9 protein-coding genes are annotated in these 11,903 nt (G+C 63.7%); 5 read left to right on the top strand and 4 right to left on the bottom strand.

Going from position 1 to position 11,903, the window contains the following annotated elements; all coding sequences use genetic code 11:
- Window positions 1–125: 125 nt before the first annotated feature.
- From ACFB49_RS14210 to ACFB49_RS14225, 4 genes are all read right to left on the bottom strand, one after another.
- Window positions 126–4,445: a strawberry notch-like NTP hydrolase domain-containing protein gene (locus tag ACFB49_RS14210; RefSeq protein WP_380871883.1), complete on the bottom strand. Its 4,320-nt coding sequence runs from the start codon at window positions 4,443–4,445 to the stop codon at window positions 126–128.
- 221 nt (window positions 4,446–4,666) lie between these two features.
- Window positions 4,667–6,709, bottom strand: coding sequence for a ParB/RepB/Spo0J family partition protein (locus ACFB49_RS14215; RefSeq protein WP_380871884.1), 2,043 nt, complete (start codon window positions 6,707–6,709; stop codon window positions 4,667–4,669).
- Between the two features lie 146 nt (window positions 6,710–6,855).
- A complete protein-coding gene (locus ACFB49_RS14220) occupies window positions 6,856–7,095 on the bottom strand; it encodes a hypothetical protein (protein ID WP_380871885.1) in 240 nt (79 codons plus the stop codon).
- Window positions 7,096–7,127: 32 nt separating this feature from the next.
- On the bottom strand, window positions 7,128–7,763 hold the full coding sequence (locus ACFB49_RS14225; protein ID WP_380871886.1) for a toprim domain-containing protein: 636 nt from the start codon (window positions 7,761–7,763) through the stop codon (window positions 7,128–7,130).
- Between the two features lie 356 nt (window positions 7,764–8,119).
- On the opposite strand from ACFB49_RS14225, the gene ACFB49_RS14230 reads away from it, so the two are divergent.
- The 5 genes from ACFB49_RS14230 (at window position 8,120) to ACFB49_RS14250 (ending at window position 11,898) form a co-directional block, all read left to right on the top strand.
- Complete coding sequence (locus ACFB49_RS14230; RefSeq protein ID WP_380871887.1) at window positions 8,120–9,046, top strand: autoinducer binding domain-containing protein; 927 nt, start codon at window positions 8,120–8,122, stop codon at window positions 9,044–9,046.
- 77 nt (window positions 9,047–9,123) lie between these two features.
- Window positions 9,124–9,750, top strand: a complete 627-nt coding sequence (locus ACFB49_RS14235) for an acyl-homoserine-lactone synthase (RefSeq protein ID WP_380871888.1) — start codon at window positions 9,124–9,126, stop codon at window positions 9,748–9,750.
- 16 nt (window positions 9,751–9,766) lie between these two features.
- Window positions 9,767–10,672, top strand: coding sequence for a phytanoyl-CoA dioxygenase family protein (locus ACFB49_RS14240; protein WP_380879968.1), 906 nt, complete (start codon window positions 9,767–9,769; stop codon window positions 10,670–10,672).
- A 51-nt stretch (window positions 10,673–10,723) separates the two neighbouring features.
- Window positions 10,724–11,071 (top strand): MarR family winged helix-turn-helix transcriptional regulator, encoded by a 348-nt coding sequence (locus ACFB49_RS14245; protein ID WP_119750458.1) that lies wholly within the window; start codon window positions 10,724–10,726, stop codon window positions 11,069–11,071.
- A gap of 284 nt (window positions 11,072–11,355) precedes the next feature.
- The gene (locus tag ACFB49_RS14250) at window positions 11,356–11,898 is read left to right on the top strand and encodes an RNA polymerase sigma factor (protein WP_380871889.1); all 543 of its coding nucleotides are present in this window, start codon (window positions 11,356–11,358) and stop codon (window positions 11,896–11,898) included.
- Window positions 11,899–11,903 lie beyond the last annotated feature (5 nt).

Consider the following 11,903-nt stretch of genomic DNA (forward strand, 5'->3'; position numbering starts at 1 on the left):
ACCACTCGCGGACCACATCCGCTCCCCCTCTTCCCTCCCCAAGAGCGCTGGTCCGCCACAGGCTCGTGGGTCGAGATTGCCGCTAATGGCGGACGGTTCGGACTTCCTCACACCGCCGGCCGCATTCAGGCTGCGATGGCGGTCGCGGAATGGGCGGCGATTGCCGAAAGGATATCCTCGGCGCGGTTGGTGGGAACGAACAGCCGGGTCTTGTAGCTGATAATCTCGGTGAAGCAGCCGAGCGCCTTCAGCCGCTCACGCTGCGCGGGCGGGAAATCCTTGATCTCCAGCCGCGCCTCATCGTTCACATAGGAACGCTGTAGCCGGGCTCCCGGTAGTGCGGGGATTGCGACACCGTCGCGGGCTCGCGCCGCGGCGACCATCTCTGCGGAAGACAAGGCGATCGCCATGGTCACGCCGAAGGACTGGGCGAGCTTCTCGAACCCGGCGGGCGAGACGATGCGGCCCAGCAGCGAATTGCCCTGGGCATCAGAAATCCGCCAGACGCGGACGTCGTCGTCGGGCAACCGATTCCAGACAGGCAGCAACAGACCCGTCGCGATGTTGATCGTCTCGATATCGATCCGGGTCGCGATGTCCGCACATTCCACGCCCCAGGCCTCGCGAAAGCTGGCCTCATCGATGGAGCGCCAATGGCTCTCGGCTAGTGCAGACTGGCGGATTCGCTCCGATCCGACCGGCCGGATCAGCTCCCAGACCTGGATGGAGTGCCCATCATTGTCGAGGATAGACCAAGACGGCACCCTGAGGGCGATCCGGCCCGAACGACCGTTCTTCAAGAAGGCGATGCCCTTCGTCCCGGACCATGTTTCCATGACGCGTGCTAAGGGAGTCGCACGACGCTGATGATGAAGCTCGAGGCGGCAGAGCCTGGTTTCCGCGCCGGTCACCGGGTCGCGGCGCAGAACCTGCTCGTCGAGCGGCACGATCCGCTCAGCCATGATCGTCTCGACACCGACATCGAGAGTCCCCGCATCGCGCGCGGCATCGATCCGTGCCTGGATCAGCGCCATATATTCCTCGAAGATGGCGTTCTGGGTGCCGATCCGCAGTGCCAACAGCCGATTCAGCCAACGCTGGATCGGGGGCAGGGTTTCGAGAAGGCCACCGCTATTCTGATCGACGAGCTTGAACCCGGTCATACGGGTGAAATCGTCTAGCGTGACGCTGGTGAGCTTGCCTCGATAAAGCAGATGATACCACTGGCTGAGCGCGTCACGAGCATGGTCACTTTCCAGATTGTCCGCCGGATCGAACAAATTCTGACCACCCGTCTGTCTTTGTCCCCGCGTAAGGGCGCCCAGGCTGTCGAGGCGGCGCGCGATCGTGCTGATGAAGCGCCGTTCGCCCCGGCAATCGGTCGTCACCGGGCGGAAGATCGGCGCGGTGAGCTGGTTGGTCCGGTTCGAGCGGCCCAGGCCCTGGATCGCGCTGGAGGCACGCCAACCGGGTTCGAGCAGATAGTGGACGCGGCGGCGGTCGGCGCTCGGGCAGTTGCGGTCGGCATGATAGCTGCGGCCGGTCCCACCAGCATCGGAGAAAGCCAGGATCGCCTTGCGACCGGTCATGAAGGCGTCGGACTCTCCGATGTTGCTGCGCGCCGTCCGGCGTTCGATCTGCTGCCGGCCGCTGCCGTCGATGACCAACCGGCGGGTCCGTCCGGTCACCTCGGCAACCGCATCGGTACCAAATTCGCGGATCAGCTCGTCGAGCGCCGTTGGGATCGCGGGCATCGAACACAGGCGCTCGATGAGGTCGTCGCGAGCTTGAAGCGCGGCCTGGGAGTGGACCGGATTGCCGTCCTCATCGACCATCAGTTCAGAGCGCGGTTCGCCGTCGGCCCCTTTGAACACACGCATCATCCGGGTCGGGAAGGCGGATTTCAGATAGTCGATCATATATTCCCGCGGGCTGAGCTCGATATCGAGATGGGCGCGCTCGTCTGCCGAAAGGCTGGCCAGGCGTCGGTCCAGCATTGCCTCGGCGGTCGTGACCAACTGGACGATAACATGCCGCCCTTCGGCGACGTCCTTCGTGATTGCAGCAATGACGGTTGGTAGCTTCATAGCGACCAGCAATTGACCGAAAAAGCGCTGCTTGGCGCTTTCGAAGCGCGACAGCGCCGAACCCTTGGCCTGGGCGTTGAGCGCACGGCCATTCATGCCATCGACGATGTTGGTCGTTTCGAGAACCTCGTCGAGATTCTGGTGGATCAGCGCCCACGCGTCGGCATAGGCGTCATAAACCGCAATCTGGTCGTCAGCGAGCTTGTGCTCGAGCGGATCATATTCGACGCCGCGGAACGTCAACGCGCGCGCAGTATAGAGTCCGAGCGCCTTCAAGTCGCGGGCGACGATTTCCATGGCCGCAATCCCGCCGCTGCCGATCGCCGCCATGAAGGTTTCGCGGGTCTCGAAGGCGGAACCCTGGCCCCATAGGCCGAGGCGGCTGGCGTAGCAGAGATTGGCGGGATCGGTGGCGCCGGTGGCGCTGTTGTAGAGGATGCAGGCCCGCGGCAGGAGGTTCTGGAGCCGCACGCCCGCCAGCCCCTGCTCGGAGCCCTTCTGCGTGCCGTACTGGGTTTCGGTGCCAGCGGCGTTGGCGAGTTCGTGGGCCTCGTCGAAGGCGATGACACCGTCGAAGTCCTCGCCAAGCCAGGAAAGGATCTGCTGCAGCCGGGATTGCGCGTCATCCCGCTGGGATCGAAGCGTCGCGAACGTCAGGAACAGGATACCGCTTTCTATAGTGATCGGCGCGCCAAAGGCGAACGCGTCGAGCGGCTGGATATCGATCGCCATGCCGCCCAGCGCGGTCCAGTCGCGACGCGCATCCTCCAGGAGCGCGCTGCTCTTGGATATCCAGACAGCACGACGCTGACCGCGGCACCAGCGATCGAGGATGCAGGCGGCGATCTGCTGACCCTTGCCGACACCCGTTCCATCGCCGACCATATAGCCGAGACGATAGACGTGGCCATTGGCATCGGGTTCGAGCAGCGTGCCGGCCTGATTGGGCAGATAATAGCCCGGCAGGTCACGCGCGAAGGACTGTCCGGCATAGATGACCGTCTCGAGCTGCGCGTCGGACAGCGCTTCGACCGCGCGCGGCGGCAGCATCGGCCGATAGGTTGGCAGTGGCGGAAGGATTGACGACATTGCCACCGACTCCACCAACTGGTCCGGGTGCGGACTGACATCGGTGAAGGCCATGCGGGCAAGCCGCCAGGGGGCGTAGATGCCGATCTGTTCGCTAATTGCCGAGGGTACATCCAGCACCTCGTAGCTGAGCAATTCAGGCTCTCCGGCGACGGTTGGCGCAGGGGGCGGCGCGATTGGGCGAAGCGGCTCAACGCGCGAGAACAATCCACCAGCGCGCGCCGGCGGCGCCAGAATTGGTCTGGCCGGCAAGAACTGCGCGAGCGGCGCGGGCGGCAGTGGCGGTTCGCCGGCGTCCAGGCGCGGCGGCAGGTCGAGGACGATCGACAGCGCGTCGCGCAGATCAGCGACGACGTGGCATTCAGGCTCGCCGGTCCAGCCCTTGTCGAAAATCACCAGCCTGATCGAGATTGCGGTGCCATGCTTGGCATAGGGCTGGCCGTTGATCGTGATTTCGAACCGCGCCGGAACAAGCGACGTGACGGCATCATAGCCCTTCGATCCGGTGCCATCGCGGGCAAAGGCGGGCGACATGATCGCGGCGCAGCGACCACCGTCGGCCAGGCGCAGCAAGGCAGAACGAAGATGCCGTGCGCCGGCATGGCGATCCCGGCCTCGGCCCTCGCTGCGCGAGAAGGGAGGATTGATCAACACGACGCTGGGGCGATCGGCGGGATCGAGCATGTCATGGATGAATTCGGCGTCGTGCCGGCTCACCGGCTGGTCGAGGGTCAGTGCCAGAAGGTCGGCGCGCAGCGGGTCGCGCTCATTGAGAATCAGGCGCGCGCCGACCTGTCGCGCATGAACTGCGAGCATGCCGGTGCCGGCCGAGGGCTCGAGTACCGTATCGGCATCGGTGATCCGGGCAGCGTGCGCGGCGAGCCAGGCCAGTTGCAGCGGCGTGGAGAATTGCTGCAGGTCGACCTGACGTTCGCTGCGATAACTCTGGGTCGGCAGCAATCGTGAAAGGCGGTCGCGTGCGGCAGTCGCGGCGATAGGGTCGTCATAGTCGATGAGACCGCTGGCCGGATTGAGGGCCAGCAGGACCTGGGCCGCTTCGAGCGCCTCATAGGCGTCGCGCATCGACCAGTCGCCCCAGGCGTCCGAGCCGCCAAAGTGCTGGCGCATCAGGGATTTGAGCGTCTGGCGGGAGACGCTCGTACCATCGGCAAGGCGATCGACGAGGACCCTGGCGACGTCGAGGAGCGAGGTTGCCTTGGCAGAGAGTTCGGTGGCTGCGGCGGGCGCAGCGAAGAGCGGACAGGACATGGGCGGTTCTCCAGCGAATGGTCGAGAGCCCCCGGGCCCTCACCTCGCCGTCCCCCCTTCCCTCCTCACTGCTCGGACGCCGCGCGGTAGATGTCGGCCGCCCATTGCTCGATCCATGCATCGGTGATTTCGTGATGATCGAGGTCCCCGCTTTCGATCAAGTCGCGGATCTGCGCTTGAGGGGCCGCAGCGCGAGCCACGGCCCCAATGTTGCTTTTCGATCAAGCGGCCTTGGGCAGCGTGATCGGCTCTTCGTCCTGGGTCTGCTCTGGCCCGACCGGAGCCGGATCGTTCGCCGCGACCGGCGCGTCCCCGAACAGAGTCGCGTCGATTTCTGCATCCTCCACGGCGAACCGCATCGGTCCGGGAAGCCAGGCAAGCGCCCGTTCCTTGACTTCCGCGTCGGCGATGATCTGGCCGGCGAAGAGCTTCTCCGACGATGCCGCGAGATCGAACTTGCGCGACGCCGCGTAGCGGTTCTTCAACTCGCGGCCGCCAATGGCCTCGAACAGCTTCAGGATCGCAGGCTTGGTGATGCGATCGAAGAAGTTGCGCGCGGTCGGACGCCACCAGGCTGCGACGTCGATGCCGAGCTTGGCCCCGAGATGATTGAGGAAGCTGCTGCCGGTCATCCCCTCGGGGACGGCGTGCAAAGTCCGGGCGACCGCCCAACCGAGCCAGGCCGCGCGGGCACTATCTTCGAGCGCGCAGAAGTCGTCGTACCGCTCATGGATCTCGGTGTGATTGATCCAGCTGCGGTCAAGAGCGTCATCGAGCTTTGCCCAGGCCTGCGCGGCCGGAGTGTCGCTCGTGAAGCCGGAGACACGCGGGCTCGGCGCCCTCGCCCGAAGTTCGCTCGGCATCCCATAATAGCCCAGGCGGCAGGCATCATCGACCATGATGAAGGTGCCGAGATCGAGAGCGAAGTGCGGGTCGTTGGCGATGTGGAGCGCGAGCAGTTCCGTCTTCATCATCGCCAGCTCGTCCTTGAACTTCTGGCTGTAATGCTCGGCCGCCGGTGCTTCGGTTTCGTCCTCGCCGGTCTCGATCGTCTCGTCGTCGCCATCCACGTCTTCGTCCTCGTCGACCTCGTCCGGGTCCTCCGAAACCGCGACAAACAGTTCCTCGTAGACGCAAGGCTGGCCGTCCTTGCCGATCATGACATAGGCGATCGCCGAAGCTTTCTGCTCGTCCGTGATGACCTCCGCCGTGTCGATGATCGCGCCGATCTCTTCCTCGAGCGCCTCGATCCGTTCCGACTGCTCCTCGGTATACCCATCGGCTTCCTCGGCTTGCCCTTCGATCTCGGCGAGTTCCGCCTCGATCTCCGCTTTGCGGGCCTCGACCTCCGGCGCGAGCAGTGCAGGTTCGCCAACGAGCCGGGTCAGCTGGAAGGTCTCGGAATAGGGGATGGTCGTCGCCGGGATCGTGCGTACCTCGGCAAAGCCTTCGCGCTCGCGGATCGCTGCGGCCGCCTGCGCGAGCGCTTCCTCGGCCAGCTTGTCGACCAGATCCCCATCACGCCACAGTTCGGTGAACTGGTTGGTGTACAGATCGGCATCGATGCCCCCGCCAGCCGCCAGATAGGCGTCACGGCCGACAAGGATCGCCTTGGGATCACCACCCTTGTAGGAGCCGCTGGCAACCGCCCTGCGGATCTCGTTGGGATTGTGGCGATAATAGCCCTGATCCATCTGGGCGAACACCTTGGCCTGGCGGTCGGTGTCGGACGTATGGGCATAGGCGGTGGCGACCTCGAGCGTGATCTCGCCCATCCGCAGGGCGTTGAACACCGGTTCCGCCAGATCGGCGAGGCGCAAGCGGCCGAGAACGAAGCGCTCGGTCTTGCCAAAGCGCTTGGCGAGATCGGCCGGCACCTTCTTCTCGCGTTCGATGATCGATTTGAAAGCGCGGCATTCGTCAGCGGGATTCATGGGCAACTGGAAGTAGTTCTCCGCCAGGCTCATCTCGATCGCATCCCGGGCGTTTTTCGCGACAAGGACGGGAACCATGAAATCCTCGTCGAGCTTGCCCTTTGCGATGTTGGCGTGCGTGCCGTCGAGGCGCCGGCCACCGCCATAGATCTCGAACTTGCCCTTCTTGCGGGCAACGGCCACGCCGATCAGGTTTTCAAGGATGATGCCGGTCTCGCCAATATTGGCCTCAAGCTCGGCATCGGCGTCTGCATCGCTCTGGGTGCGGACATTGTGCGGCGACTTGTGGCAATCCAAGGCGCGCGCATAGACGATGGTCGGATAGGTCATCATATTTCTCCAATGCGGGGCGACCTGACCATCAGGCCTCCAACCGCATCGGATCCCCTCCCCCTTCCCTCCTTCGTGGCTTGGCGGTGCTGTGGTCGCCGCCGGCATTGTCGCACCGCGGCACCGGTCAGCAGGCAATTAGGAGGTCAGCCCATCGGTCCCATGTCGAGGAAGAGCGTGGGCTGTGCGGACACTGACGGGGGCTGGTCAACGAACTGGATGTCGAAGCAACGCAGCCGTTCAGCAAGTTCGCGGGCAAGGGCCGACACAGCGAGGTTACGCCGGTGCCGGTCCACATTGACCAGATCGTCCAGCAGGGTGCGCGGCGAGCTTGCGAGCGCTACCTCGATATGGAGGGACAGGGCATCTTCATCGATTCGCATCATGACTACATTGAGAACAAATAAGGAACATTGAGTCAAGCTGCGACCCGTCCCCTGGCGCCCTTGTTCGTCAGTCCCAGCTCCTCCATCAGCACGTCGTTCCAGTCGTTCAGCCCATGCCATGGCCAGATGGTCACGATGGAGCGGCCGGGACGCGCATAAGCGGCTTGGGCCTGCTGTTCCGCCAGGCGCCCTCCTGGATCATTATCCGGCAGAAGGACGAGGCGATCGATTCGTTCTGGAATGGCGATGCGCGCAAGCCGCTCGTTTCCAAGCGTGGCCCAGACGGGAATGTTCAGCAACAGGGCGGCGGACTGGGCGGTCTCGATGCCCTCGGCGAGCCCCAGGCAATGAGCAGGCCGATATAGTCGCACCGCGCCGGCGAGCGGCCGACCCAATGTGAGCTTGGCCTTTGGGAGGTCGGACGCGAGCCAAGGCCCCGCTCGGTCGAAAAATCCACGCTGAACCGCCGTGACGCCCGCATCGTCGCAAACGGCCGCAACCATGGCGGGCCTGAACGAGACGGAGGCTCCTCTACCCAACGGGGTCCGCGGATGGAAGCGCACGGCCGAGGACAGATGGGTGATCCCTCGCGCCGAAAGATAGGGGGCAACCGGAGTCCCCACCGCCGACCGAGCCTCGGCCCAGATCGCCCTGGCACGTTCAGCCATGGCCAGATCCAGTCGCGCTGGCGGCCGGGCGACCGCCCTGTTGTCCACGGGCACATCAAGCTTCAGCCGGCGGATGGCACACAACACCTCGAGACCAGTGCAGCCGGCAAAGCATTTGAAGAGCAAGCTTCGGTCGCCAACCCGGACTGACAGGCTGGGCGTGCGGTCTTCATGAGCCGGGCACAAGCACATTCCACCATTGGGGCGCCAGACGCCGCCAAGCTTCCGGACAAGCTCGGCCGCAGCGGTCTCGAGCGCTAGATTATGGGCTGAATTGGTCATGGACATGGAACCATTGGTCAAGAGAGCCTCATCTCAGGCTCCAACCCCGATCCCCCTCTCCCGCTTCGATCATCATGGCGCGGCGGTCGTCCATCTCCAGAATCTGGCCGGCTGAAACCCGGCGCAGTGACTTGATCCGGAATGGACACTGTTTCGGTAAACGGCGAATTTCAGCGCAAAATGTTACAAGAAGCCTGACGCCAAAGGGAGATGCTCGGCCGCTCAACTTCCGGAGCGAGCAAATGGTTGATCAGTTCGATTTCAAAGGCATGATTAGTGGTTTTCTCTGCGCACAAATGGAGGAACAATTGCACGTCCATTTGGAGGCGTGCGCCTTTAATCTTGGTTTCCGGCAATTCGCCATGGGCCATCATGTCGATCTTGCAGGCCCACCGCAGGACGCGATCCGCATCACAAACTATCACCCCGCGTGGATAGAAAGGTCGCTCGGCGAAGGCTATTTCCTCTACGATCCCGTACACCAGGCAAGCACGCGAACTGCCACGGGGTTTCTCTGGACCGACGTTCCGACGATGATCCGGCTGACGAAGCGGCAGAAAGCCGTTCTCGAGGCAGCCCGTCCTTATGGTCTCTCCGAAGGCTATACGATCCCCGTCCATGTCCCCGGGGAATATCGCGGCACCTGCTCTTTCGGGGCGGATTCATTCGAGCGGCTGCGTCCGAACGCGCTGCCCATCGCCAATATGATCGGCACCTATGCGTTCGAGGCGGCACGCCGCATCATGCGCTCGCGTGGAGCATTGCCCGCGGGGCTGGACGAACTCCCTCAACTGACCGAGCGGCAGCGGGACTCGCTGGTTCTGGTCGCGCGCGGCAAGGGTGATCCCGAGATCGGTGCGTTGCTCGGAATTTCGGCAGCGACGGCGCACGAGCATGTCGAGAATGTCCGGCGCGCCTATGGCAATGCGCAGCGCCCGCTCCTGATCGCGAGGGCGCTGTTCGATGGCCAGATCTCCTTTTCGGAGGTGTTTGGACGCTGACAACCCCCTGATCAGCGGGTGGCGACCGAGGCGTCTTTGGTTGAGCTGTTCTTCCGCTAACCAGCGGGAGAAGCTCCATGATTCAATATTTCGCGGGCCATGCCGGCCCGGGCGCATCGGCGACACTCGACAATATGCACCGCGACCGGAAGCGCGTGTTCGTCGACATGCGCCAATGGGAAGTTCCGGTCATCGACGGGCAGTTCGAGATCGATCAGTTCGATGGCGAGCATGCCGTCTATCTGATCAGCGCGGCGGAGGACGGCGAGCATTTCGGATCGATCCGCCTGCTGCCGACCGACCGGCCGCATCTGCTGGGCTCGGTCTTCCCTCACCTGTGCGACGGGCCGCCCCCGTCCGGAGCGGATATCTGGGAAATCACCCGCGGCTGCCTTTCGCCACGCCTGCGCGCTACCGAACGGCTGCGCGTTCGCAATCGCCTGACGACGGCCGCGGTGCAATATGCGCTTCTGCACGGCATCACGCGCTTCGTCTGCGTCGCCGATTCAGGATGGCTGACCCAGATCCTGACGCTGGGATGGAACTGCGAGCCGCTGGGTGAGCCGAGAACGATTGCCGGCGCCACCACCGGCGCGCTGCAGATCCATATCTCGGGGCGGACGATCGAGCAGCTCCGCGAAGCCGGAACCTATGCTTCGGTCCGCCTCCAACTCGGTGGCGTCGCAACGCCGCTTGCGGCTTAGGGAGGCGACCATGCTCATGGAGCCCATCCCTGACGCAAGGGACGCTGCCGTCGCGAACTGGGTGGAAGCACTGTCCGCTGAGGGCTATTGCATCATCCCCGACGCGATTTCGCCGGTCGTGGTGGACGCTCTCGCCACCGATCTTGCGGATGATTTCGCCAGAACGCCACATGCGTCGGGGCCATTTTACGGCGAATGGACCAAGCGCTTTCATGGCTTGCTGCGGCGATCATCCCACATGGATGCGTTCGTTCGTCACGCGCTCGTGCTGAGGATCGTCGAGAGCATCCTGGGGGCCGGTTGCGATAGCATCCAGCTCAACCTGACCCAGGCAATCGAAATCCTCCCCGGCGGTCGAGTCCAGCCTCCACACCGGGACCAGGATATGTGGCCGGTGCGGACGCCTGGCGTTGAATATCTGGTCAATGTGATGTGGCCGTTCACGCCGTACACCGAAGCAAATGGCGCCACGCGCATTTGGCCGGGGAGCCATCGTCGACAGGATGAGATCCTCATCGATCCCGTGGAAGCTATCCCCGCCGAGATCGACCCCGGAGCCGCCCTCCTGTTTCTGGGCTCGACGCTGCATGGCGGTGGCGCGAACCGAACGGCGATTTCGCGACGCGGCATGATCATCAGCTACAGCCTGGGCTGGCTCAAACCCTATGAATTGCCGTGGCTGGCCTATCCCCCCGAGGTCGCGCGTGCCTTTCCTGCAGGCCTCGCCGCGCTTGCGGGCTATCGTGCCCATCGGCCCAATCTCGGCACGTTCGAGGGTCGCTGCCCCTCGATGCTGCTCGACCCGGAGGGAACTGGGAAATTCGGCGCAGTCGATGCGCTGAGGCCAGAACAGGAGGCCCTTATCGAGCAATTTTACGCTGGAACATTGCCGGCCGGGCTGCGGCTGGCGGATCGGATGTGACCCGTGAGTGGCGCTCTGCCCAGCGTCATAGCAACGCTCGACCGATGCGTGATGATCAGCCTTGCCGTTCGCGCTCACTGCCTTCTCGGCAACCGATTTGGCAGCGACCTGTTCTCAATGCCGGCTCTCAACATGCTGTTCGATCTGTATGCGCGCCAGGATCGTCGGCCCAGATCCTTGACCAGCCTTTGCGGCGCATCGAAGGCGCCGGCCCGGACCGCGCTCCGAATGATCCATCGAATGATCGAGCGCAATCTACTCGTCCGGACACCCGACCCCCGTGATCAGCGTCGGATCAATGTTGAGCTATCGCCCGAGGGAACTGAGCTGCTCGACGCCTATTTCGATGGCCTTCTCGACATCGTTGCGAAGCCGGAACTGAGGAAATGCCCGCCATGAATCATGGTGGCCACGCCCCGGTCCCTTTCGGGGGCAGTTTCGTGACGTCGTCCCTTGCATCCGAAATGGCGTTAATGCACATCTAGGACGCAGTGCGGAAACAGGCTGGAAGCCGTCTGCAGGATAAACCTACCAGGCATAAAATGCGCCGATCCATGACGGTTGGGCGCGCGCATTGGACTTAAGTAGGCCGGCCTGCCTGGACGGATCCGTCGTGACCAGATTCCCTGACATCCTCGGCGGCGCGCGTCGGTCTGCGCCCTCGCGGACCTGTGCTTGACGCGATGCTGGAGCCTGACGGTGGCGACGGCCACAGCACGGAGCCCGAGGGCATCGATCGCAAGCAGCTCGAAGCGGTCTATCGCACCGAGGCGCCGCGCCTCAGACGGTTGCTCAAGCGCAAGATCTGGATCGAGGACGACCGCAACGATATCGTCCAGGAGGCCTTCACCCGCCTCGCCGAGTCCAAATCGGGCGCGGCGTCGCAGAACCCGGGGGCGTATCTGCAGGGAATTATCCGGCACCTGCTCGCCGACCGGGTACGGCGATGGGCCAGGGCCCGATCGCACGCCATGTTGGATGTGGCGATCGGTCCAGAGTCGCTTGGTCCCGACGCGGCAGCCGAGATAAACCAGATGCGCGAGCGTTACCGCGCTGCTGTCGATACCCTCCCGCCGAAAACGCGTGAGGTCTATATGCTACACCGAGCCGACGAACTGGAATATAAGCAGATCGCCGAGAGGCTTGGAATTAGTATCCGCACAGTGGAATGGCACGTGGCTCAGGCAATCATTCGGATCAGCAAGAGCATCAATGCCGATGGGTGAGAATG

The sequence above is a fragment of the Sphingomonas sp. DBB INV C78 genome (genome assembly GCF_042693015.1).
Classification (GTDB): domain Bacteria; phylum Pseudomonadota; class Alphaproteobacteria; order Sphingomonadales; family Sphingomonadaceae; genus Sphingomonas_E.